The organism is Flammeovirga pacifica (genome assembly GCF_000807855.2).
In the GTDB taxonomy this organism is placed as follows: Bacteria; Bacteroidota; Bacteroidia; order Cytophagales; family Flammeovirgaceae; genus Flammeovirga; species Flammeovirga pacifica.
On record NZ_JRYR02000001.1, the window covers coordinates 21,324 to 45,925 of the forward strand.

The following is a 24,602-nucleotide window of genomic DNA, read 5'->3' on the forward strand; positions in this document are numbered from 1 at the left end:
ATTAAGTGACTTTTTTTATGATCTTTATATTTTAGTCAATCACAATAAGTGAATTAGCAAACTCTCACAACTTATATGCTATCAAAATACAAACTATTCGTTACTGCTTTATTTCTTTTTTTTCCCTTTTTCCTCTTTTCTCAACAAGCGAAAGTGATTAGCTATGATACTCAGATAGCTTTTGAAAATGGGAAATTAAAAAAGACAGTAGATGTAGCACTTCAAATTAATGATAAGAGAGCTGTAGACCTTGGGGAGATAGAAATACCCTATAATTCTTCAATGAGGATTAATCGTGCCTATATTTTGGATGCCCAAGGGCAACTTGTCAAAAAACTGAAAGGAAAAGATATTAACACCAAATCGTTAACCGAAAATGCTACTTTTTATAGTGATGCAAATATCAAATATTTTACCTTAAAATGGAGCTCCTTCCCTTATTCTATTCATTATTCTTACACAACTTCAGTAGATAATTTTATAAGTATCACTCATTGGATACCTTTCATTTATAAAAATATAAACACCGAATCGGCAACATTAGAAGTTGTACTCCCTAAAGACTATGAATACAAAGTCTATGAACAAAAAGGCGGATTTATCAAACATGAAAAAAAAACGGATGAACATGTGATTTTATCATGGGAACTTGATCCTATGTTAAGTGTAAAAATAAGAGAAGAACGTTTCTCTGCACATATCCAAGACCTTTTACCTATGGTCTTAATTACTCCAAAGAGCTTTAAGTATGGTGAAATAGGTGATCTGTCAACATGGAATTCTTATGGTGATTGGGTATATAGTTTGTCTGAAGGAATGGATGAATTGACGACTTCAGAAAAAGAAAAAGTCCATGCTTTAACAGATCATATTTCTACTAAAGAAGAAAAAGTAAAGGTGCTCTATAATTATCTTCAAGAAAACACTAGATACATAAATGTTTCTGTAGATATTGGAGGACTTGTGCCTTATCCTGCTTCTTATGTTTGTGAAAATAAATACGGCGATTGTAAAGCACTCACAAACTATATGAAAGCCTTATTAAAAGAAGTAGGAATCCCATCTTATGCAGTAGATGTAAAAGCTGGTAAAAAGGTTAAAAAGATTATACATGATTTTCCTAGTCAACAATTTAATCACGTTATTCTTGGTGTGCCCTTAGAGAATGATACCCTATTTTTAGAAAACACCTCTAAGTATTTACCCTATAATTATCTAGGAGACTTTACTTATGGTAGAGAAGCGTTATGGATAGAAAAAGGTAATTCTAGACTAATAACTTTACCCAAGTATACTACACAAACAGCCAAAGAAGAATTAGATTTACAATATACTTTTAATGAGGATTTATCGGCAAAAATTGACATTCAGTGGACTGTTAGAGGAGCCCATTTTAGTAATATTCTCCATGTAAAAAACCTGACCAAAGAGGAAGATAAAATCAACTATTTTAAAAACGTAGGCTTAACCTACAATATCAATGTAGAAACCATAGAATTTGAAGAGAACAATAAGAGTGATGAGATTAAAGTTCATATTAAAGGATCTTCAAATAAGATAATAAGAAAGGTGGGGACTTTATTTGTGATTTCACCCACGAGTTTTTTTGATACAAAATTAGAAGGAGTAGATGAGCGAATTAATGATATCGTTATTCATCATCCCACTCATCAACAAATAACAGTAAGTTATGATTTAGGCTCTTTGAGCGATAGGTATGTTGAATTATCACCAGAGAAGATTATAAGGTCTAAGTACGGTAGTTTTGCGATCACTTATGAAAATTTAAAAGACAAACATTTGGTGAAAATGCATCAGACTTATTTATTACCAAGTGCCACTTACCCTAAGGAAGAATACCAAGATTTTTATGATTTTATTAAAGATATTGAAAGAATCATGAAAGACTCTAATATTATACTAAAGCGAACAATTTAAAGAAATGAAAACACTATTTAATTTATTTTTTCTATTGATATTTTTTGGATCAATCAATAGTTACTGTCAAGATATTACCATGGAATATGGTAAAGTAAACCTATTAGACTTTAATATTACTATACCTAATAATGACGATGCCTATGTGCTGTTTGATAAAGGGGAAGTGAAATTTTCTTACAATGAAAGAAAAGGATATGTAGTTATCTTTACCAAAACGAAAAGAATTCTAATTGGATCAGATAAAGGTATGGAACAAGCAGAAGTTGAGGTACCTCTTTATCATGGTAGCAATGGCCCTGAAGCTATATATTCTTTTGAGGCCTGTTCTTACAATATTGAAAACTCAGCGATTGTAACAGAGAAAATTGGAAAGAAAGACCTTTTAGAAGAAAAACTGACTGAAAAACATTACATCAATAAATTTACTTTGCCTAAAGTAAAAAAAGGAACAGTCATAGAATATACCTACAAAATTGAATCACCTTATATTTTTCAATTACCTGAATGGAGGTTTCAAGATAGAATACCTACTAAATTTAGTCAGTATACTATTTCAATGATTCCGATCTATAGTTATATTTATACCACTCAAGGGATCAGCAAATTCAGTTCTACAAAACAAAAAATACTGAATGGTAAGTTCCCTTATCATGGCAAAAATTACGATGTGATAAAGTATGAATTCGTCATGGAAAACACAATAGGATTTAAAGATGAAAAATTTATTTCGAGTAGAAGTGATTACATCCAGCAATTACAATTTCAGCTGAGTGAATATCAATCTTCAACGGGCTCAATTGTGAAAGTATTAAACACCTATGAAAAATATATTGATGAATTAAGAAAGGATGCCCGATTTGGAAAGTACATTAAGAAGTCTACTTCTTTTGCAAAAAAAGTATTTGAAGAGCATCCAGAATTAATTGAAGGAACGAAACAAGAGCAAGTCGAAAAGATGATACGATTTGTAAAAGATGAATTGAACTTTAATAAGATAGGGTCAATCTTAGCTGATGCTTCACCTAAAAAAGTTTATGAAGACAAAGAAGGCAATATAGCTGAAATCAATTTCTTTTTAGGTGGGTTATTAAATGCTATAGGTGTGGAAGTTGAACCAGTTATTTTATCTACAAGAGGTAATGGCAAAATTAATAAAAAATACCCCTTTCAAGATAGAATTAATTATGTAATTCTTCTTATCAATATTGATGGGAGAAAAGAATTAGTAGATGCTTCAGAACCTTTATTAGATAACTTTGTATTGCCTATTCGATGTAATAATGGAGATGGTTTAGTTATTGGAGCCGAAACTACTGGATGGGTAAAAGTGGGGAATAAATCTACTTCATTAAATAGTACAATTGTAATGATAAATGCTATTGATGTAGAAAATAAAGTAGCTAACGTCAGCTACGTAAACAATACCAATAAGCTTGAAGCGTACAAAGAAAAATTGAAGTTTGAAAACAATAATGACTTAATCAAGAAGAAATTGATCGATAGAGGGTTTAAGTCACTGGATAAATTTAAGTCACAAAATTATGATTCTTACATAAGAAACTATCGAATTGCTGCTTCTGGAGCAACTGAAATAGAAACGTTTCAGGAACATGTAGTCATTCTTCCTTTCTTAAAAATATATGATGATGAAAACCCCTTCACCCAACATATAAGAACATATCCGATCGATTTTGTCAATGCAGTTACTAATTACGGAAAATCTACGATTGTAATACCAGAAGGATATGAATTTGTAGAAGGTCCAAAATCATATTCATTAAAAAATTATTCCTTAGATGTTATCATTGATACTAAATTAGAAAATGATAAAGTATCTGTTGAGTTTAAGTTCAATATTAAAAAAGCAATGTTTGCACCTGAAGATTATTTCATGATCAAAAAGGTCTACGATAAATATCTAGAATGTATCACCACTCCTGTAGTATTAAAAAAGAGTGTTGAACAATAGAAATTTAAAAGGTTATCTCTTATCTTAAAGAGATAACCTTTTCATTTTATTATGAAACTCAACAACGAATTATATATCCTTGATGGAGGCCTATCGAATGCCATAAAGAGATTAGGAGGAAACATCAATGATGAATTATGGACCGCTCAACTTATTGATAAAAATTCAGATCTTATTGTCAAAGCACATTTAAATTATTTAAATGCAGGAGCTGATATTATTATCACAAGTAGTTATCAAGCAAGTATCGACGGATTTACTTCAAAAGGTTATACTTTAAATGAAGCTGAAGAACTCATTATCAAAACCACAAATTTAGCTTTAAAAGCCAAAAAAGAATATCAAAAAGGAAGTTCAAAAGAAGTTTATATAGCAGGAAGTATTGGACCGTATGCCGCGTATTTAGCAGATGGGAGCGAATATACAGGCCAATATTCTGTTGATAAAAGTATTTTGTATGAATTTCATCAAAAGAGGATCAAGTTATTAGATAAAACACCTATAGATTTATTTGCTGTTGAGACGATTCCATCATTGGAAGAAGTAGAAGTTTTGAATGAAATTTTACATGACACAATCCACAAAGCTTGGGTTTCTGTGGTCTGTAAAAATGGGAAAGAATTAAGTGATGGTACTTCTATCAAAGAGGTGGCTCAATTGATTTCCTCCAATACAAATATTTTGGGAATTGGTATTAATTGTACCCATCCTAAGTATATCAAAAGTTTAATTAGTGAGATTTTAAATTCGGATTACAATAATAATATTGTCATTTATCCTAATGCAGGTATGGTATATGATGCCGACACAAAAAATTGGATAGGGACATCCAAACCAGAAGAGTTTATTCATTTAGCGAAAAAATGGAAAAAACTAGGAGTGAAAATTATAGGAGGTTGTTGTGAAATTGGAGAAGATCATATTAAAAAGCTGAATGATGAGCTAAGAAATTGATTTTAACTAATATAAATAGTATAATTCTTGGTTATATTATATAATGTTTGCAAATTATATTAGGTACAACTTATTTTAAATAGAATTCTTCAATTCTAAATTAAAAACAACTTTAGTTCATATTTTACAAATAGTAAACACTCACTTAATTTTTACACACAGACTATGACTTTTATCTCAGCACTTGACGCATTTAAAAAATGGGAGTCAGAAACTCCTAACCTTCCGTTTTTACATCAGAATATCCATGGAGAAAAATTAACTGTTACTTATCAAGAAGCCGGAGAACAATGTAGAAGAATGGCTACTGCCCTACATAATATGGGTATAGAAAAAGGGAGTCACGTTGCTCTTTTATCAAAAAACTGTTCACATTGGATTATGGCTGACCTTGCTATTCTTATGGCAGGCTGCGTAAGTATTCCTATTTATCCAACAACGGATAAAGATACAATAAAGATGATCTTAGAACATTCAGATTCTAAAGCAGTCTTTATTGGAAAACTAGATGATTATGCATCTCAAGAAGAAGGGGTGAAAGCAGTAGATATTCCAAGAATTGGTGTTGAAATGCATGGGGTAAAAGAAACACATGGTTGGGATGAATTAGTGAAGAAAAATGCTCCTCTATCAGATATTTATCAACCGGGTTCTGATGATTTAATGACGATTCTTTATACTTCAGGAACAACAGGTAATCCTAAAGGAGTAATGCATAAATATGGTAGTGTTGAATTTGCTGTAAAAGAATTTGAACATCATTTTGATTTACCTAAAAACCCGAGATTCTTTGCATTTCTATCTTTAGCACATATTGCAGAAAGAGCAGCATATGAATTTATTGGTTTGTATTTAGGGGGCTCAATTGCCTTTCCAGAATCTTTAGAATCTTTCCCTGCAAACTTAGCAGAAGCAAAGCCTCATATGTTTTTTGCTGTGCCAAGAATTTTCCAAAAATTTCAGGAAAGTATCTTAAAGAAAATGCCACAAGGCAGGTTAGACTTGTTATTAAAAATACCTTTTATAAATAATGTCATTAAAAAGAAGATTACAACGGCTTTAGGTTTCCAAGAAGCTGTTTCTGTCATTTCTGGTGCAGCCCCAATTTCTCCCGATTTACAAGAGTGGTTTAAGAAATTAGGTATTGATGTTAATCAAGGATACGGTATGTCTGAGGATGTTTGTGTATCTCATATGAACTTCCCTGGCATGAATAGAATAGGATCTGTTGGATTAAAATACGATCATATTCAAACCAAGCTTTCAGAGGAAGGAGAAGTAAGAGTAAAAAGTGATTGTTTAACCTTAGGATATTATAAGGAGCCAGAAAAGACAAAAGAACTTTTTGATGAAGAAGGATTCTTAAAAACGGGTGATTTAGGGGAATATGATCATGACGGTTACCTATCAATTGTAGGTAGGGTGAAAGATCAATTTAAAACAGATAAAGGGAAGTATATTTCTCCTAATCATTTAGAATTGCCACTATCTGATAACCATTTTGTAGAGCAAGTTTGTGTAGTAGGTACAGGTATCCCTCAGCCAATTGCATTAGTCATACCTTCTGAAGACGGTAAAGCTGTAGCAAAAGAAGAATTGAGTAACTCTTTAAGTGAAACTTTAAAAGCGTTAAACGCTACCCTTCCGAATTATGAGAAAATTGCCAAATTGATTGTTATGAAGGAAGACTGGACGATAGACAATGGTTTATTGACTCCAACACTCAAATTAAAGAGGAATAATTTAGAAAAGATTCATCAGCCGTTTTATAGTGAATGGTTTGCTAAGAATGATACAGTGATTTTTGAATAATATTGAAAAAAGTTTGAGAGATGAGAATTCTTTCAAACTTTTTTTTTGTTGATATGCAACCAATGGAATATTATAATGTCCTTATAATGAATCAACAAAAATCTTTGCAATAATGAAAATTCTATTTCTCCTTCTCGTCTCAATCGTTTTCTATTCTTGTAATATAAACAAGTTTAGCTTTGAATCTGAAAATACCAAGCAGATCAAAGAAATTGAAAAACAAATCTTAAAACTTCAAGTACAAAAAGATTCTTTACAAAATAGTGCTGTCTATTTTCAATTTTCATAAAAAAAACACCCCTAAAAAATAGGAGTGTTTCATCTATCGAAAGTAAACTACAATTATATAGTTTGTACTTTAAAGTCGATATCAAATTCATCGGCAATGGCTTTGTCACCTAAATCATCAAAGAAATTATTTGACCCATATTTCAAACCAAATTGAGTACGATCAATTTTAATTTTACCTTCTAAAACATGTGCTTTACCCTCTTTAGTTAACTTAGAATCAAAAGCAATTTCTTTTGTAACTCCTTTAATAGTTAAATCACCTTTTAATTTGTGTACATCACCTTCTTGAGCAACTTCTTTAATTGTAAACGTTGCAGTTGGATGTTTTTCTACATTAAAGAAGTCATCACTTTTTAAGTGCCCATTTAATTTTTGTTGCCATTCTCCTTCAAGGTCAGTTGAAGATAAAGATGTTAAATCGATAACAATTGTACCTTCTTTAACTTGTCCTTTCTTTATTTTTAGTTCACCATCTTTTACAGCAACAGTTCCTGTATGGTTTGAACCTACCACTTTATATCCTGTCCAGTTTACTTTTGAATGTTCTGTTGAAATCTTTTGAGCAAAAACAGATACAAAAGTAAATAACAATACTGAAAGTGTAAGAGTAAGCTTTTTCATAAGTATAAAATTTAAGTGTTTTTTTATTACACTACAAACATATGTATATATAATATTTGTTCCAACAAATAAAGTTTAAAAATGAATTAGTTAACTTTATTTAACATTTAAACAGGGTTCAATTTTTATGTAGGTTTTAGAAGAATATTTAGTAATCACTTAGAAAATAGGGATAATGACATCTATACTTACAAAGAGAGAAATGGGATGGTAATTTTTGTTTAATGTCTTATAACTTCTTATGTAAGTGTGGTTTAATACAATTTGAATCGTTATATTAAAGGGTACATACATTAATTTACTCCACATATCTAACAAAATGAATAAGATCACGGCATATTACATATTACTAGCAATTGCAGTTTTAGGTTTAATTGTAATTTCTTATTCTTTGGTACCCAACCTACCATTAAGTAAAGAAGCTGTATTAATATTACAAGCCATATTAATCACAGTCTGTTTTACATTGCCGTTTAAAATTTACAACGATGCTCACAATACCGATCAGAGCGAATCTACAGACCTTTAAGGTCTTTTTTTTATTTTAAATTTTGACAGTTCAGTCAAAAATAGGTTATTTGCAAAAAAACAAGTGTAACAAAAGTCAGTTGACTCAGTAAATAAATTACAATTATGGCTGGGAGACCAAAAATTTTCAACAGGGAAGAAGTACTTGATAAGTCAATTCAATTGTTTTGGGAAAAAGGATACGAACAAACAAGTACTGTCGAGTTACTCAAAGCAGTTCAATTGAACAAGGGAAGTCTTTACAACGAATTTAATTCGAAGGAAGAACTATTTATTGAAGGGTTAAAGCAATTAGAGACCAAAGCTTTAAATGCATTTGAAGATAAATTAAAGACATCTGATCAACCTTTAAATGAAATAAAACTCCTTTTTAAAAGTATTATTGATAGCAATAATGAAGATAATTGTAAAGGGTGTATTCTTGGGAATACAATTATGGAATTTGCAGGACAAAACCCTCAAATTGTCAAAGAAGCTTCATTTTACATTGTGAAATTAGAATTACTTTTTGAAGAATATATCGAGAAAGCTAAAAATAATGAACAGTTTTCTTCTGAACATTCTTCTAAAGATATTGCTCAGTACCTAATAAATTTTTGGAACGGTATAAACGTTTCCAGAAGAGTTTATCAAGAGGCATCGGTATTAGAAAATATGATTAACTTTCATCTAACAATATTAGACTAATGGATTTATTAAAAGAATATAGAGATAGAAGATCTGCACAAAACAAAAAGGTAATTGATAATGCAGATAAGGTTGTCAAGAGAATTTTTAGCTTAGATACCATAACATTTCATGATGGAGCATTAGATGCTAAAACAAAAGAAATGATAGGTTTAACCACTTCACTTGTTTTGAGATGTGACGATTGTGTAAAATATCATTTAGAAAAATGTGTAGAAGTTGGTTATACTAAAGAACAAATTATCGAAGGTATGGCTGTTGGTAATGTAGTGGGAGGAACAATAGTTATACCTCATCTAAGAAGAGCTGTAGAATATCTAGAAGCCCTATTTGATGAAAAAGAGAATGCATAGATATTTCCAATGATATTACGAAAAGAGAGATGAATTATTAAATTTGTCTCTTTTTTTTTCACCCAATTCTTACTAATTTATATATATGTTGTAATGACATCAATTATGAACTTGAATTTGATGAATTGAAGTTCAATAATAAATCACCCAAAACTAACCCTACATGACTAAGCAAGAAATTATTGATTTACTAGAAGATAGTAGACATAACAAAATTAAAGTAGCTATTGTCGATATTGATGGTGTCCTGAGAGGGAAATACATGCACATTAAAAAGTTCATTTCGTCTCTTGAAAGTGGCTTTGGTTTTTGTGATGTTATTTTTGGTTGGGATATGGTAGATGAGTCCTATGATAATGCTAAAGTGACTGGTTGGCATACGGGTTATCCAGATATGCCTGCAAGAATTGATACGACCACTTTTAGACAAATTCCTTGGGAAGATGATTTACCTTTTTTTCTAGCTGATTTTAGTAAAGAAAATAATGATGAAGCTACTGTTGGTCCGAGAGCCTTATTAAAAAGAGTAAAAGCTAAGGCAGAAGAAATGGGTTTTACTCCTTTGTTTTCTCAAGAGTTTGAATGGTTTAATTATCAGCAAACAACCTCAGAATTGCATCAAAAGGAGTTTAAAAACCTAACTCCTTTAACAGAGGGAATGTTCGGTTACTCTATTTTGAGATCATCCGAGAATAGTGATTTTTTTCACGATTTATTCGATCTATTAGAAGAGTTTAATATTCCATTGGAAGGTTTACATACAGAAACAGGGCCTGGTGTTTTTGAGGCAGCTATACAATATAGCGATATTGTGTTAGCAGCCGATAGAGCCACTTTGTTTAAGTCAGCTGTAAAAGAAATAGCCTATAAACATGGGATTATAGCCAGTTTTATGGCAAAGCAAAATAAAGAGTTACCAGGCTGTAGTGGTCATATACATCAAAGTTTATGGGATAAAGATGCTCAGCAAAACCTGTTTTTTGATATCAATGAAAAAGATTGTATTTCTAAAACAATGCAATCTTATATCGCGGGTCAATTACATTGTTTGCCGCTTCTATTACCAATGTTAGCACCTACTATTAATAGCTACAAAAGGTTAGTAGAAGGTGCATGGGCACCTACTACATTAACTTGGGCGGTAGATAATAGAACAACGGCACTGAGAGTCCTTCCATTTGGAGAAAAATCGTCGAGGTTGGAAACTAGAGTTGTAGGGTCAGATGTAAATCCTTATTTAGCCATGTCTGCTTGTTTGGCAGCTGGATTATATGGTATAGAAAACAATTTGACTTTAAGCACACCTCAGACTATTGGTAATGGTTATAAAAATACGGATCATGGCACTTTACCTACCAACTTATGGGAAGCAACTCAGAACATGAAAAACTCTGATTTAATCAAGTCATTCTTTGGCGAGGAGTTCGTAGAACATTTTTGTTTATCAAGAGAATGGGAGTGGCGAAAATTCATGAATGAGGTGACAGATTGGGAAACAAAACGTTATTTTGAAATCATTTGATCATGTTAAATATACATCAAACATATACCTATAATTTTCCCACTAAAATTCGATTTGGTGTTGGAGTAATTCAAGAACTTGCACCATGCCTTAAAGAGGAAAATATAAAGCATCCTATGTTAGTAACAGATGCTACTGTTCATCAATTACCATTCTTTAAAAAGTTAATTACCCAACTAGAAAATGCTCACTTTAAAGTGACGGTATACGATAGAATGCATAAAAACCCTGTTAAATCAGATGTTTTAGGTGGAAAGGAACTCTATAATGAAAATCAATGCGATGCTATTGTTGGCATTGGTGGTGGAGTAGCTATGGATGTTGCAAGAGCGATTACATTAAGTATCAATCATCATAGAGACCTTTTTGATTATGATGATTTGATTGGAGGTGATCAATATGTGACGGAAGAAGTACCTTTGTTTTTTACCGTTCCAACCACTTCTGGAACAGGTAGTGAAGTAGGTCGTTCTGCTATAATATCTGATGATGTCACCAAACAAAAGAAAATTCTATTCTCACCAAAATTATTAGCTAAAATAGTATTTGCAGATCCTAACTTAACGTTGGATTTACCGCCTTTTATTACGGCTGCCACTGGAATGGATGCTCTTACGCATAACATGGAGGCTTATTTATCTAAAGGGTTTAACCCCATGTGTGATGGTATAGCATTACAAGGAATTAAAATGATAGGTAATTCTATTGTTAGTGCTACCAATTCTCCAGATTTATTTTCACGCTCAAAAATGATGATAGGCTCGCTGATGGGGGCTGTAGCTTTTCAAAAAGGTTTAGGTATGGTGCATAGTTTGGCTCACCCATTATCTAGTTTATTAGACATGCACCATGGGTTAGCGAATGCCATTTGTTTACCTTTTGGCTTGGAATATAACCAAACAGGATTTGAAGATAAATACAATATCATGGCTTATACGATGAGTTTAGGGTCTAACCAAGGTAAGAACTTAGTAGATTCAATTCATGTTATCAATGAGCAATTAAATTTACCGTCTAATCTAGCTTCACAAGGAGTGAAGGAGGAACATATAGCTCCATTAGCACAATTGGCTATTCAGGATTTTTGCCTTCCTTGTAATCCTAAAGTGGTTAGTGAAGACGACTTTAGAGAAATCTATACTAAAGCATTACATTATGATTAAGATAGGTATTTCTTCTTGTTTTATGTACCCTGATATATCTAGGCCTACATTTGGACCAAAAACACTTTCTTATGTTGAAAATGAAATGATGGAATATGTGGCTCAAGACAATGTACTACCAATTTTATTGCCTGATCTTAAAAGAGACAAAGTGATAAGAATATTAGATCAGGTGCAAGGGTTAGTACTGCAAGGGGGAGTAGATGTTGCTCCTGAAACCTATCAAGAATCTCCAATTGGACCATGGAAAGGCGATGCCTACAGAGATGAATACGAATTATTTTTAATAGAGGAAGCACTAAAGAGAGGACTGCCCATCTATGGAATTTGTCGTGGTTTTCAACTTTTGAACGTCTATTTTGGAGGAACACTTTATCAAGATACTATTACACAAAGACCAGCCTCCTTAGTACATCGATCTGCTGTAAAATATGATCAAGTGTATCACTCGATTTCAATAAATAAAGGAACACACCTATATGATCTTTACCCCTTTGATCATCAAGTTCAAGTCAATTCGATTCATCATCAGGCCATAAAAGACCTCGGAAAAGATTTAGAAATTTGGGCGCTTTCTGAAGATGGATTAATAGAAGCATTCGGAAGCAAGAAATATCCTAAAGGAAAAGTGATGGGTGTGCAATGGCATCCAGAATTCTCGAATACTTTGAAAGAAACTGTCATTAACCCTCAACCATTATATCAATCATTTTTAAAACATTCTCATGAGTAAAATGGATATTATTAGTCCCTCAAATGGGATGGTATTAGCAACAATTGAAGAAGACACAAGAAACATATTATCCGATAAATTGGATCACCTTCGTATTGGTCAGAAGGCATGGAAAAAGAGAAGTATTCATGACCGGTTGGATTGTATTGTGAAATTTGGAGCGCTTGTCCTAAAACATATTGATGAGCTTGCAAATATTTTAACAGACGAAACAGGAAAACCTATCACCCAATCTTATAACGAAATTAAGGGAGCCAATAATAGAATTGAGCATCTCAAACAATATGCTATTACAACATTGGCTGAAGAAGTTGTGCCTAACCTGGAAGGTACTTACGAAAAAATTGTACATGAACCTTTGGGAGTGATTGCCAATATATCTGCTTGGAATTTTCCCTACAATGTGGGTTACAATGTATTTTTATATGCTTTGGTAGCGGGTAATTCGGTAGCTTATAAACCTTCTGAATATGCCACTTTAACTGGGCTGAAATTCCAAGAATTATTGTATGAAGCCGGTGTTCCAGAAGATGTTTTTCATTGTATGATAGGAGGCCCTGAAGTAGGGGAGTTTTTATTACAAAACGATTTAAATGGATATTTCTTTACAGGTTCTCACAAAGTGGGGTTACATGTGGCGTATAAAACCTTTCAAAAGTTAGTCCCTATCCAATTAGAATTAGGAGGTAAAGATCCTCTTTATGTGATGGAGGATGTTTTGGATGTAAAACAAGCGGCTATTAATGCTGCAGAAGGAGCATTTTATAATAATGGACAGAGTTGTTGTGCAGTAGAAAGAATCTATGTACACGAAAAAATATATGATGAATTCACTACAGCGTTTGTTGAAGAAGTAGCCTCCTATAAAATAGGAGACCCTCATGAAGCCGATACTTTTATTGGACCATTAACGAGAAAAAATCAATTGTATTTTTTGAAAGAACAAGTACATGATGCTTTAGAAAAAGGGGCTGTTTTGATGATAGGAGGGCATAGAATTACAGGGGACGGATATTATTTTGAACCAACCGTGATAAAAAATGTGAATCATACGATGAGCCTTATGAAAGACGAGTCTTTTGGCCCTGTGATAGGTATTCAAAAAGTAACAGATGATGAAGAAGCTTTTTCTCTGATGTCTGATACTTCTTATGGATTAACGGCTGCCGTATTTTCAAATGATAAAGAAAGAGCGTATGCACTTCTAGATCGATTGGATACAGGAACAGTCTATTGGAATTGTTGCGATAGAGTAAGTCCGAATGTTCCATGGTCAGGAAGGAAAAATTCTGGTATTGGTAGTACCTTATCTTCCCAGGGAATACGTATTTTTACAAAGCCGAAGGCATACCATTGGCGAAAACCATAAATCTACCTCAATATGGATTATTGAGGAACCCTTTTTTCATTCAAAGAAACACATTTAACCAACCTTTTTAATGTTAACCACTACCATTAATTTTTTGAATAGATCAGGCAGTTCTATCACAGCTCAGTTAAGTTTACCGGCAGATGAGAAGCCATTAGCATATGCTATTTTTGTTCACTGTTATGCTTTTTCAGATCAGACTTTTGCCTCGGATGCAATTGTTAGAAGTTTAAATCAAAAAGGAATAGGCATTTTTGCTATTGATTTTACAGGGAAATTAACGGGTAATGCAAAATATAACGCCTCCATAAATGATATATTAGATGCAGCGAATTACTTAGAAGAAAATTATAAAGCCCCTCAATTATTAATAGGACATTCTATTGCAGCATCAGCTTGTTTGATAGCAGCAAAAGAAATGAAATCTTTAGAAGGCATTGTTTCCATTTCAGGCATAGTAGAGAAAGATCAACTAGAAGGTCGAATCAAAAAGCTGAAGACAATGACGAAATTTGAGTTGGGTAAAAACAAGTTGAAAATTGAAGAAGAACTAGCCACAAAATTAGTAGCCAATTCTTTCCATTCAGATATCAAGCAATTAAAATTACCTATCTTATTGTTTCACTCTCCTTTTGATGATGTCGTACATATCAATAATGCAGAAACAATATATCAATTGTCTTTCCACCCTAAGAGTTTTATCAGTTTAGATAAAGCCAATCATTTTCTAACGAATGATGAAAATGCTGCTTATGTTGGAGAAATGATCGGTAGTTGGTCAGAAAGGTATGTCAATATGACTAACGATAATCCTTTGGTCACTCAACATCAAACTGCAGTGAGAATTGGTACAACTCAATATATTACAGAAATTAAAGCAGGTAAGCATCATCAAATTGCTGATGAACCGATAGAAGACGGAGGGAAAGATTTAGGGCCGAATCCGTATCAATTTTTATTGGCAGGATTAGGTGCTTGTACAGCAATGACTTTAAGAATGTATGCTAATCATAAAAAATGGCCTTTAGATGAAGTCTATGTTCATTTAAATCATGAAAGAGAATACCTAAAGGATGCCAATGAAACAAATAAAAGAACAGCGAAATTAGATAAACTGTATCGTCATATTCAAGTAAAAGGAGACTTAAGCGATGAACAACGACAAAGATTATTGGAGATAGCAAACAAATGTCCTGTGCATCGTACGCTTGAAAATAATCCAATTATCATTACAGATTTATTGGAAGAATAATAAATTGAAGTAGTAGAAATTTATCTTTTTCAAGATGTAGAGGTGTTGATCAAAGCACCTCTATTTTTTTCCATAAGAAGGTCCTGCATTAATTGTGAAATTTAATTTTATAAAGGGGTTGAAATAATTGGCTTGAACTGTTTGAGCATATTTATCAAATCCCTTTTCGAGTAATTGATCCCACCCTTGAGTAGATTGATTGTCAATTTGTTTTTCATCTACAAAAGATAGATTGGATGATCCCATGTAATTACAACCTAGTAAAATACCGAACTTGTGATTAGGATAAATACTGATACCGCCACCCAATCCATAACCTAAAAAAGTAGAATTGTTCATGTTTACATTTTGATGTTTATCGGAATGGTTAAAGTAGGAGTCAAAAATAAAATCCCCTTTTGTGTTGACAGATCGTAGGCCCATTTGAATATCAAAGAAAGGGCGAAGTGTACCTTGTTGAGACATCAACCGGAATAGTGCATTAAAATTAATAGCATTAGAATGTGATTTGTATTCTTTGACTCTGTAAAGGTGGTGCAAAGTTTTTTGATCGATGATACTATATTCAAAGTTTATACCGATCAAAAATGGCGATTTAGGAATTTGATAAAGGGCATTTAATGATAGTCCACAGCTAAATTCTGTGGTGAGCTTTTGAGCAAAATTACCTGTGGGTATAAAACCACTACTACCAATACCTATTTCTAGTTTTTGGGCCAATAAATTTTGATAGTTGAGCAAGGTAAAGCAAATCGTTAATATTAAGAAAAGCTTTTTCATTGTAATAAATATCAAGATCCAAATATAAATTTGGACTTGTGGGGTAAAGGAAATTATTACCTATAATATAGCGCTTTTCGGTCAGTTTTTGGGCTTATTAGACATAAAAAAATCCCATGTGTTTTACATGAGATTTTTTTATAAAATTGATTTTATCTATCCTTCTTAAATATACATCACGCTTTCTGACAAAGGCTTTCTTACCTTTTTCAGATTTTGATATACATCATCTTCTGCTCTATATCCAATAGGTAGAACCACAGTAGATTTTAAGCCATGTTCTGCTAAACCTAGAACTTCGTCGTACTTTTCTGGTAGGAAACCTTCCATAGGTGTACTATCTACTTTAAGTTCAGCACAGGCATTTAATAAGTTTCCTAAAACAATGTAAGCTTGTTTTGCTACCCATACGTCTTTGTCTTGATCGTTGATTGAAGAAACGGTGTTGACCATCATTCCCTTGAAATCTGCGATAGCTTCCTCAGGAATTTCTCTTGTTTTAACGATATTATCAATATAGGCTTGCACATCGTCTACAGACAAAGCACTGTGTCTTGCAATAACAATTAAATGAGAAGCATCCACCACTTGGTTTTGCCCCCAAGAATGTTCTACCAATTGTTTTCTTACGTCTTCATTTTTTACAACGATAATTTTCCAAGGTTGTAAACCGTAAGATGATGCAGTTAAGTTACCTGCTTCAAGAATTGTATTGACGGTTGCTTCATCCAATTTTTTGGTTGAGTCAAACTTTTTTGTAGCGTAACGCCAATTTAATGATTCTATAATACTCATAATAAGTGTTTTTTCGATAATAGGTGTTTAAACAAATAATGTTGCAATATTAAAGAAACTAATAGTATTAGCAAATGTTTTACAGTTTTCTTTTACGTATGGTATTTAAAATTACCCTTTGGTAAAAAGTAGAATAACTTAAAATAGTTGATGTAAAACTTCAGCAATAAATATCCCCCAATAGTTAGCAATAGCATACCCCAAGGCACCTGCAGTCATACCAGAGACAACTACATGGTTGTTGTTTAGTGCTTTGGCAACAGGGCCAACAAAAGCAGGTCCGTAAAGACAAGCAGTCGAAGTAACCAAAAAAGTATCGGTATCAATTTTAAAAATTTTTGATAATATCAAATGGAAGAGAATACCTAAACTCATCACTGTAAAAGTGTAAGCAAGAAAGACACCACCGCTATTAATAAATTCATTAAAATTAGATAGACTTCCCAGTCCTAGACAGAAGAGTAAAATAAAATATTCACCAGTGGTATAACTCCCTTTAATGTTGCGTATTTTATTATTGAAAGAAGCGATAAGGCTTAATGAAGTGACACCTAAAATAATAAAGATGGCATCCATACGGTCAAAAATAAGTAGGGATAGACCAACACAAACACCTAGAATAATAACCACTGTACCAATAGCCTTAAGTATACTAATAAGATTAGGAGACTGAAAGGTTGGATTGTCAATATGATTGACTTGATTCGATGCTAAAGATTGATATTTCGGGAGAATTTTACCAATTACCTTTTGAGCGATACTGATTAAAAACAGCATCCATACCCCACCAAGGAGTAAATCGGCAGTATTCATGAGTACAAAAGTATCTTCAGCTGCATTTAGAGCAATACCTATAGAAGACATATTAGGAGTGCCTCCTGTGTAAAGCCCAATAGACATACCAGATATAATGTGGGGGTTGGCTACATCCTCTTTAAAAATAAAGAAGGCAATTATAGAAGAAATGGTAATACCCAAAGAACATAGGAAAAAAGAAAGCAAAGTAGATTTAGCCTCTTTAATCCACATGGGTATATTAGAAGATAAAAGTATTAGACCAATAGAAAGAGGCACAGATACTTCAATTATTGTATTGGTGATGGATACATCTAATGGCAAATCAATATTACCGATAACAATTCCAATACCGTAGGCAATAATTACAGTGCCTATTTTTTCTAGAAGGGGAAATTTTTTAGTTCCAATAATTAAAATTAAAGGAACTAAAATCATAAAGACTATTTGGTACATATGCTGAAAAAAAATTTCAACAAAGGTAGTTATCTTTTAATAGTGAATATAGAAACAGTTTAGATTTTTATAGTATTCTCTATATACAGGGGTCTCAGGTTATTTTTCTGTGTGGTGTCTTTGAATCACTAATTTTAGAGCAGTAAGTTTAGATTCAAGAATTTCTTTTTTCATTCTTACTTTTCTAATATTATTTTCTAATTCTTTACTCGATTCTATATTCTCATTTATTTTAGATAATAGAGAATCCACCAGCGTCTTTGAATCTTGTTCTTCCATAACGATAGCTGTTTTTGATCTTTGTAACAGTACAAATAACGTAGGTTCTTTGATTAAAGTAGAAATTTTTCATGTAATGCTTGTTAAGGTTAGCCTAATAAGTATTAATTTCGGTGATTATTATCACCATATTATGATGCGATTTAATTTAGTTTTTATCCTATTAGCTTTCTTGACTTGTCAATTAAGTGCTCAAAGCGATTCACTCAACAAGCCACAAAGTGAGTATTTAATTCTTTCTTCACAGAATGATTTTTATCAATACTGGATGCAATCTGATAGAAATTTCACCAATGGTATCCATTTAACATGGGCTAGTCATCATTTTAATAATAAAGTGATGGATAAGCTTTTAGTTGGGTTAAAGAATCCTACTCAAAAAGAATTTAGTTTAGGAATAGGTCAAGATATGCATACTCCAGAAGATGCTTCAAAATCTGAAGTAGATTCAACTGATCGACCTTACGCAGGTTTACTTTATGCTACTTATAAAAAAGTGACCTCTGATTATTGGAGGACAATAAGAATCGAAAGTAACATTTATGTTGGTGTACAAGGTCCTGCCGCTTTTGGTGGGCAAACACAAAATTTTATGCACTCTCTATTTTTAGAGAATAAAGACTTTGAAGGTTGGCATAATCAAATTGGCAATGGATTGATTTTAGATGCTGATGTATCTGTTCATAAAATGCTGCCTTTTGTCGGTAAACTCTACGAAACAAATGTTTTTGCGAAACTACATGTAGGTACAATCTATAATTATGCACTTACTGGAGTACAGTTTAAGTTTGGTAAATTTAACGACACCTATTATTCCAAAGAAGGAGTGAGGCAAAAAAAGCCTCCTTATCTCCATGAAGGAGAGAAAATGAGTAAAGCCCGAAAGAAATTAATGAAGAAAAGAGGACTTGGTAATACATTTCAAAGCCTTTTACCAAGTTTAAACGAAGTAAAACAAATCTATTTCTTTACGGAGTTTCATGTAGGTGGTCTTGCTTATGATGGTACTGCACAAGGTTCTTTGATTCAATTTGAATCGAGTCCCTATGTTTTAACACAAGATGCAATACAACCATTAATATTGAACTGGGTATATGGGGTGAACTTCAATATTAAAAGATGGATGTTTAGGTATTACAGAGTAGTTGAAAACGATTCTTTCAGAAATAAAAATTTGTTTGGTTGGGGGGAGATATCTCTTTACTATGGGTTGTAATTCAAAGGATTACCTTGACTTGCTTGTTTTTTTTTTATATTTTGAGAATTGACTACTGCATATACATCATATAAATTATTATTTGTGGATTTTATATTACTAAACAATTTCTCAGAAGCTAATTTAATTATTGATTCAAACTTAACAATACTTTATTTTAATAATGAATTTTGTGAAAGTTTTGGGTATAACCATAAGGACTTGATCAACCACTCAATTTCTAAACTTATAGTTAACAAAGAGTCCTTCAATACATTAAATAGTTTTATAGAAAAAGATAAAAAAATACGATTTGAGGATAATATATACCTTAGTATTCAACTTGAAAATAAATCTATTCAGGGTGTACAGTTATGCATAAACAAAATTTCTGATGATGATGATTTTTACCGTTTGTCATTAACACCTACAGAAGATTTTGATAAAATAAATCAGAAAAATAAAGAAAATGTTGATGTTTATTACTCCTTAATTTCACACAATGAAGATCACATATTTCAATTAGATGCTCATAAAGAAATTATATACATAAACCACGTCGCTCCCGGATTAATAAAAGAGGAAGTGATCGGTACAAGTGTGTTGAACTATTTACCGAGTGAAGAGTCTAAAAAAGTCGTAGAAGAAGCTCTTGACTCTTCTATTCAGACAAAGAAACCTACTCAATATCAAGTGGATTTTGATTCTCCTAATGGTAAAATCTATTACAATACTTTTGTTACACCCATTATTGAGAATGATCAAGTTGTAAAACTAAATCTTATTACCAGAAACGTGACTGATCAATATTATTATCAGCAAGCGTTAGTACAGAGAAACCATTTCACAGAAAAATTATCTCAGAATACCCAACATGGTGTATATATATTCAATATCAAGAAATCGAAAAATATATATAGTAATAACAGGTGTGAAGAGATCTTAGGGTTTAAAAGGAATGAGTTTAGAAATATGGCCAATAGTCAGTTTCTTGATCTGATACACAAGGACGATAAAAATAAAATCATAAGACATTGGCAAAGGTTGCTAGAATCCAATGATACAACAACGAGTTTTGAAGTGGATTATAGATTTAAAACCAAAGAAAATAAATGGAAATGGTTAAGGTCTAGAGACTCGGGTTTTGAATTTGATAAGCATGGAAATTTAGAATCCATTTTGGGTTCTTTTATGGATATTACCGACATTATTAATTTAAAAAAATCCGAAAAAGAACTTATTCAAAAAAATCAAGAAATTGAAGATTTTGTCTATTCTGCATCACACGATATTAAATCACCAATAAATAACGTAGCTAAATTAATTGATTTTACAATTTCTAATGGCGAACCTTCAGGAAGGTATATGGAAGTCATTAATAAAGCGGTGCAAAGATTAAATCATCTTGTAATAGATGTACTTGATTTTAAAAACTCTGATGAAATAATAGAGTTTGAAGAAGTAGATATAAATAGCCTATTAGGTGATGTACGAGACGATTTAAAAACGGAAACATTAGAATCAAAAGCGAAGATTAGCTATACTACTTTCCCGAAAATTGTAGCTAATTATTTTGGTTTATATAGGGTTTTCCAAAACTTGATGAATAATGCCTTTAAATTCAGAAATAAATCAAATGAGCTCACCATTAATATTGAATTAGAAAATAAGGATGATTTTTGGGTATTCTCTTTTACTGATAATGGTATCGGAATTCAAGAAGATAAATTAGATTATGTGTTCGAACCTTTTACAAAATTACATAACCAGAGTGAATATTCAGGTAGTGGTTTAGGTTTAGCTAATTGTAAAAAAATCATTCAGCAATTAGGAGGTGTGATAAAAGCAGAGGGAAACAAAACGGGGGGGACTACCTTTAGTTTTAGTATTTCTAAGAAACTTCAAATCATTAAAAAAGGAGATGACAAAATTGACACCTCCTCTTCTAAGATATGACTTGTCCTGAAAAAAGTTGACAGTTAAAAATACATTATACCCATCTTCATATTGCTTGTAGATGGGTTTTCTTTTTCCATTTTTTCAACTTCACCTTTTGTTGTAAATGAGCTTGGTTTGGAGTTAAAAGACCTATAGAAAAATGAGGTCTAGTTTGGTTATATAGAGCAATTGACTCTTTAACTTGTGTTTCCATAATTTCTTTACTTCCAAAATGAATATCAAGAAGGAATTCATCTTTAAGTATTCCATTAACCCTTTCTGCTATTGCATTTTCATAAGGATCAGCTTGTTCAGTCATACTGATTTTAATATCATTCGCGTTTAAAATTTTTGTATATAACTGACTGCAATATTGAAGTCCTCTATCTGAGTGATGTATCAATTTTTCATCATATATACGACCCTTTAAAGCCATTTCTAATGCTTCTACAGTGGTTTCAGCCTGCATGTTATTAGATAATTTATAACCTACAATACGTTTAGAGTAAGCATCTGTAATTAAATGTAAGTAATGGTGCTTTGTATTACAAGTTAAATAAGTGATATCAGCTACCCATACTTGCTCAGGACGATGAATATGAAGTCCTTTTACACAATTTGGATATTTACGCATCCAGTGTTTTGAATTCGTTGTTTTATGATACTTTTGTTTTCTACTTACTAGTAAATTAGATTCTCTTAAATATTTGAACAACTGATCCCTACCCATTTTTATTTGATTAGAAGACAAAAAATCTTGCATCAAATAATGTAGTTTTCTTCCTCCTAATTTTGGAAGTAACGACCTGTATTTCATTACTTCTTGTTTTACTTGATCAAGATAGTCTTTTGATTGTGACTTCTTAGTAGAACGCTTATAGAAAGCTTGTTTTGTATAACCAAACAGTTGACATAATTGCTCTGTTGTTAAAGCATTTTCTGTTTTTATTTCTTGAACTGCTTGGTACCAGACTTTTTTACAATCTTAATATTCAATTCTCTTTCAGCTATCTCGATAAACTTTTTGTATGCATCTAATTCTGCATCTTTTTGTTTTAAAGCTTTTTCTAACTCTTTTTCTGTTTGTCGTAATGATGCCTCAAGGTCTTTTATACGCTGTTGCTCTTTATCTTTCATTGGTCGTCCTATGGATTTATATTTTGTGTGAGACAATTTACCATATTTTCTTAACCAACGAGCAATTGTACTATGACCTGCAATCGAATATTTTCTATGAAGAGCTGCTTTTGTATAAAGCCCACTTTCAAATTCTTCTACAACCTTTTGTTTGAATGATAAGCTGTAAGATATTGGGGATTCTGAAGATTTTGCTTTTCTGGTGTTTGACATAAATTTATTACAATTTAGTCAACTTATTTTAGGACGTTACAATATATTAAATAACCCCATTCACATCATCGAAAATGGGGTGTTTTGGCTTATTTTTTCTTTGCCCAAGAATCTTTTAATCCAACTGTTTTATTAAAAATCAAGTTGTCAGAAGTAGATTCTTTGTCTAGAATAAAGTACCCTAAACGTTGGAATTGGAAATTATCTCCTGCTTTATTTTCCTTTAAAGAAGGTTCTACTTTACATCCTTCCAATACTTGCAATGATTCTGGATTCAAGAAAGTTTTAAAATCAATACTTTCTTTTGTTTCAGGATCTTTTCTTGCATCCGGAGCCTCATCAGAGAACAAACGGTCGTAAAGGTTTACTTTGGCGTCTACAGCATGTTCTGCAGATACCCAATGCAATGTTCCTTTCACTTTCCGTTGAGATTCTTCTGTTCCACTACCAGATCTAGAAAGTGGATCATAAGTACAATGAATCTCTGTGATGTTCCCATCTTCGTCTTTCACGCAACTTTCACCTTTTATGATGTAAGCATTTTTCAAACGAACTTCTTTACCTAAAGTAAGACGGAAGAACTTACGGTTAGCAGATTCTTTAAAGTCTTCTCTTTCGATATATAACTCTTTTGAGAATGGTACTTGACGAGAACCAGAATTTTCATCTTCAGGATTATTCTCTGCTTCTAACCATTCTGTTTTTCCTTCTTCATAGTTATCAATAACTAATTTGATAGGATCAAGAACAGCCATTACTCTTGGAGCAGTTTTATTCAAATCCTCACGAACAGCAAATTCTAATAAAGAGACATCAATAACGTTGTCACGCTTAGTAATACCCACTTTTTCAGCAAAATTTCTGATAGATTTAGGTGTGTAACCTCTTCTTCTTAATCCTGAAATTGTAGGCATACGAGGGTCATCCCATCCGTTTACAACGCCTTCTTCAACTAATTGAAGAAGCTTTCTCTTAGACATGACTGTATAGTTCAGGTTTAGTCTTGAGAATTCTGTTTGTTCAGGACGGATTTTTCCTTTTTCAGCCAATTGATCTAAGAACCAATTATATAAAGGACGATGCACTTCAAATTCAGTTGTACAAAGAGAGTTGGTAATACCTTCTATGTAATCAGACTGACCATGTGCCCAATCATACATTGGATAGATACTCCATTTGTCACCCGTTTTATGGTGTGACTTTTTAATAATTCTATATAAGAATGGGTCACGAAGGTGCATATTTGAGTTGGCCATATCAATTTTAGCTCTCAATACACGAGAACCTTCATCGAATTTTCCTTCTCTCATTCCTTCGAACAACTCTAAGTTTTCTTCTACCGATCTATTTCTAAATGGAGATTCTGTACCTGGAGTAGTAGGAGTTCCTTTTTGAGCAGCAATTTCATCAGCTTTTTGATCGTCTACATAAGCTTTCCCTTCTTTGATAAGTTGAACAGCCCAAGCATACAATTGCTCAAAGTAATCTGAAGTAAATTTCGGTTCGCCTTCCCAATTAAATCCTAACCATTGAATATCTTCTTTGATAGCATCTACATATTCTTGGTCTTCTTTGGCAGGGTTAGTATCGTCGAAACGAAGGTTAGTACCTGCACCTTGGAATTCCTGTGATAGACCGAAGTTTAAACAAATTGATTTTGCATGACCGATATGCAAATAGCCATTTGGCTCAGGAGGGAAACGGAATAATAGTTTTCCTCCATTCTTGTCCGACTTTAATTCTTCCGTGATTTTTTCACGAATAAAGTCCATTCTTTTTTCACTTTTGTTCTCTTCCATTGTTCCAATGAAATTAAATA

Annotated in this window: 21 protein-coding genes; 14 read left to right on the forward strand and 7 right to left on the reverse strand. The window is 32.4% G+C overall.

All coding sequences use genetic code 11. The features are described from left to right. Positions 1-75: 75 nt before the first annotated feature. The 4 genes from NH26_RS00105 (at position 76) to NH26_RS00120 (ending at position 6,676) form a co-directional block, all read left to right on the forward strand. Positions 76-1,938, forward strand: coding sequence for a DUF3857 domain-containing transglutaminase family protein (locus tag NH26_RS00105; protein ID WP_052432290.1), 1,863 nt, complete (start codon positions 76-78; stop codon positions 1,936-1,938). Positions 1,939-1,942: 4 nt separating this feature from the next. Continuing rightward, positions 1,943-3,910 carry a hypothetical protein gene (locus tag NH26_RS00110; protein WP_139262730.1) on the forward strand — a complete coding sequence of 656 codons (1,968 nt, stop codon included), beginning with the start codon at positions 1,943-1,945 and terminating at the stop codon, positions 3,908-3,910. Between the two features lie 51 nt (positions 3,911-3,961). Further along, positions 3,962-4,864, forward strand: coding sequence for a homocysteine S-methyltransferase (gene mmuM, locus NH26_RS00115; RefSeq protein ID WP_044228696.1), 903 nt, complete (start codon positions 3,962-3,964; stop codon positions 4,862-4,864). Between the two features lie 165 nt (positions 4,865-5,029). Beyond that, complete coding sequence (locus NH26_RS00120) at positions 5,030-6,676, forward strand: AMP-binding protein (protein ID WP_044228694.1); 1,647 nt, start codon at positions 5,030-5,032, stop codon at positions 6,674-6,676. Between the two features lie 342 nt (positions 6,677-7,018). Here NH26_RS00120 and NH26_RS00125 read toward each other — a convergent pair whose 3' ends face one another. Beyond that, positions 7,019-7,588, reverse strand: coding sequence for a YceI family protein (locus NH26_RS00125; RefSeq protein ID WP_044228690.1), 570 nt, complete (start codon positions 7,586-7,588; stop codon positions 7,019-7,021). A 319-nt stretch (positions 7,589-7,907) separates the two neighbouring features. Between NH26_RS00125 and NH26_RS00130 the strand changes: the two genes are divergently transcribed. From NH26_RS00130 to NH26_RS00165, 8 genes are all read left to right on the forward strand, one after another. Beyond that, positions 7,908-8,117 carry a hypothetical protein gene (locus tag NH26_RS00130; RefSeq protein WP_044228687.1) on the forward strand — a complete coding sequence of 70 codons (210 nt, stop codon included), beginning with the start codon at positions 7,908-7,910 and terminating at the stop codon, positions 8,115-8,117. Between the two features lie 104 nt (positions 8,118-8,221). After that, complete coding sequence (locus NH26_RS00135; protein ID WP_044228685.1) at positions 8,222-8,803, forward strand: TetR/AcrR family transcriptional regulator; 582 nt, start codon at positions 8,222-8,224, stop codon at positions 8,801-8,803. Beyond that, positions 8,803-9,156 (forward strand): carboxymuconolactone decarboxylase family protein, encoded by a 354-nt coding sequence (locus NH26_RS00140; protein WP_044228682.1) that lies wholly within the window; start codon positions 8,803-8,805, stop codon positions 9,154-9,156. The genes NH26_RS00135 and NH26_RS00140 overlap by 1 nt, the downstream gene beginning before the upstream one ends. Before the next feature lie 163 nt (positions 9,157-9,319). Next, a complete protein-coding gene (locus NH26_RS00145; protein ID WP_044228679.1) occupies positions 9,320-10,678 on the forward strand; it encodes a glutamine synthetase family protein in 1,359 nt (452 codons plus the stop codon). Positions 10,679-10,680: 2 nt separating this feature from the next. Then, on the forward strand, positions 10,681-11,841 hold the full coding sequence (locus NH26_RS00150) for an iron-containing alcohol dehydrogenase (RefSeq protein WP_044228677.1): 1,161 nt from the start codon (positions 10,681-10,683) through the stop codon (positions 11,839-11,841). After that, a complete protein-coding gene (locus NH26_RS00155; protein WP_044228673.1) occupies positions 11,834-12,574 on the forward strand; it encodes a gamma-glutamyl-gamma-aminobutyrate hydrolase family protein in 741 nt (246 codons plus the stop codon). Before NH26_RS00150 ends, NH26_RS00155 begins: the two co-directional genes overlap by 8 nt. Before the next feature lies 1 nt (position 12,575). Beyond that, a complete protein-coding gene (locus NH26_RS00160) occupies positions 12,576-13,943 on the forward strand; it encodes an aldehyde dehydrogenase family protein (RefSeq protein WP_044228748.1) in 1,368 nt (455 codons plus the stop codon). Between the two features lie 94 nt (positions 13,944-14,037). After that, the gene (locus tag NH26_RS00165; protein ID WP_199880215.1) at positions 14,038-15,195 is read left to right on the forward strand and encodes a bifunctional alpha/beta hydrolase/OsmC family protein; all 1,158 of its coding nucleotides are present in this window, start codon (positions 14,038-14,040) and stop codon (positions 15,193-15,195) included. Positions 15,196-15,255: 60 nt separating this feature from the next. On the opposite strand, the gene NH26_RS00170 is transcribed toward NH26_RS00165, so the two are convergent. The 4 genes from NH26_RS00170 to NH26_RS00185 form a co-directional block, all read right to left on the reverse strand. Beyond that, complete coding sequence (locus tag NH26_RS00170; protein WP_139262733.1) at positions 15,256-15,975, reverse strand: hypothetical protein; 720 nt, start codon at positions 15,973-15,975, stop codon at positions 15,256-15,258. A 165-nt stretch (positions 15,976-16,140) separates the two neighbouring features. Beyond that, positions 16,141-16,770, reverse strand: coding sequence for an NAD(P)H-dependent oxidoreductase (locus NH26_RS00175; RefSeq protein WP_052432289.1), 630 nt, complete (start codon positions 16,768-16,770; stop codon positions 16,141-16,143). A 138-nt stretch (positions 16,771-16,908) separates the two neighbouring features. Further along, positions 16,909-18,003 carry a DUF819 family protein gene (locus tag NH26_RS00180; RefSeq protein ID WP_044228663.1) on the reverse strand — a complete coding sequence of 365 codons (1,095 nt, stop codon included), beginning with the start codon at positions 18,001-18,003 and terminating at the stop codon, positions 16,909-16,911. Positions 18,004-18,120: 117 nt separating this feature from the next. Next, positions 18,121-18,300, reverse strand: coding sequence for a hypothetical protein (locus tag NH26_RS00185; protein WP_044228660.1), 180 nt, complete (start codon positions 18,298-18,300; stop codon positions 18,121-18,123). 136 nt (positions 18,301-18,436) lie between these two features. On the opposite strand from NH26_RS00185, the gene NH26_RS00190 reads away from it, so the two are divergent. Then, positions 18,437-19,516 carry a lipid A deacylase LpxR family protein gene (locus tag NH26_RS00190; RefSeq protein ID WP_044228658.1) on the forward strand — a complete coding sequence of 360 codons (1,080 nt, stop codon included), beginning with the start codon at positions 18,437-18,439 and terminating at the stop codon, positions 19,514-19,516. Positions 19,517-19,600: 84 nt separating this feature from the next. Further along, a complete protein-coding gene (locus NH26_RS00195; RefSeq protein WP_158021848.1) occupies positions 19,601-21,451 on the forward strand; it encodes an ATP-binding protein in 1,851 nt (616 codons plus the stop codon). Between the two features lie 46 nt (positions 21,452-21,497). Here NH26_RS00195 and NH26_RS00200 read toward each other — a convergent pair. Beyond that, positions 21,498-22,783, reverse strand: a protein-coding gene (locus tag NH26_RS00200; protein ID WP_139262739.1) for an IS3 family transposase whose coding sequence is annotated in 2 segments (ribosomal slippage) — positions 21,498-22,414 and positions 22,414-22,783 — 1,287 coding nt in all. Because the reading frame shifts where the segments join, the coding sequence is not laid out codon by codon here. 89 nt (positions 22,784-22,872) lie between these two features. Beyond that, positions 22,873-24,582, reverse strand: coding sequence for a glutamine--tRNA ligase/YqeY domain fusion protein (locus tag NH26_RS00210; protein ID WP_044224719.1), 1,710 nt, complete (start codon positions 24,580-24,582; stop codon positions 22,873-22,875). Between the last annotated feature and the right edge of the window lie 20 nt (positions 24,583-24,602).

Coding starts and splice junctions, on each gene's coding strand:
- NH26_RS00140 (WP_044228682.1), top strand. CDS start 8,803: ATGGATTTATTAAAAGAATATAGAGATAGAAGATCTGCACAAAACAAA.
- mmuM (WP_044228696.1), top strand. CDS start 3,962: ATGAAACTCAACAACGAATTATATATCCTTGATGGAGGCCTATCGAAT.
- NH26_RS00155 (WP_044228673.1), top strand. CDS start 11,834: ATGATTAAGATAGGTATTTCTTCTTGTTTTATGTACCCTGATATATCT.
- NH26_RS00185 (WP_044228660.1), bottom strand. CDS start 18,300: ATGGAAGAACAAGATTCAAAGACGCTGGTGGATTCTCTATTATCTAAA.
- NH26_RS00175 (WP_052432289.1), bottom strand. CDS start 16,770: ATGAGTATTATAGAATCATTAAATTGGCGTTACGCTACAAAAAAGTTT.
- NH26_RS00170 (WP_139262733.1), bottom strand. CDS start 15,975: ATGAAAAAGCTTTTCTTAATATTAACGATTTGCTTTACCTTGCTCAAC.
- NH26_RS00160 (WP_044228748.1), top strand. CDS start 12,576: ATGGATATTATTAGTCCCTCAAATGGGATGGTATTAGCAACAATTGAA.
- NH26_RS00125 (WP_044228690.1), bottom strand. CDS start 7,588: ATGAAAAAGCTTACTCTTACACTTTCAGTATTGTTATTTACTTTTGTA.
- NH26_RS00135 (WP_044228685.1), top strand. CDS start 8,222: ATGGCTGGGAGACCAAAAATTTTCAACAGGGAAGAAGTACTTGATAAG.
- NH26_RS00210 (WP_044224719.1), bottom strand. CDS start 24,582: ATGGAAGAGAACAAAAGTGAAAAAAGAATGGACTTTATTCGTGAAAAA.
- NH26_RS00105 (WP_052432290.1), top strand. CDS start 76: ATGCTATCAAAATACAAACTATTCGTTACTGCTTTATTTCTTTTTTTT.
- NH26_RS00110 (WP_139262730.1), top strand. CDS start 1,943: ATGAAAACACTATTTAATTTATTTTTTCTATTGATATTTTTTGGATCA.
- NH26_RS00120 (WP_044228694.1), top strand. CDS start 5,030: ATGACTTTTATCTCAGCACTTGACGCATTTAAAAAATGGGAGTCAGAA.
- NH26_RS00130 (WP_044228687.1), top strand. CDS start 7,908: ATGAATAAGATCACGGCATATTACATATTACTAGCAATTGCAGTTTTA.
- NH26_RS00145 (WP_044228679.1), top strand. CDS start 9,320: ATGACTAAGCAAGAAATTATTGATTTACTAGAAGATAGTAGACATAAC.
- NH26_RS00150 (WP_044228677.1), top strand. CDS start 10,681: ATGTTAAATATACATCAAACATATACCTATAATTTTCCCACTAAAATT.
- NH26_RS00180 (WP_044228663.1), bottom strand. CDS start 18,003: ATGATTTTAGTTCCTTTAATTTTAATTATTGGAACTAAAAAATTTCCC.
- NH26_RS00190 (WP_044228658.1), top strand. CDS start 18,437: ATGCGATTTAATTTAGTTTTTATCCTATTAGCTTTCTTGACTTGTCAA.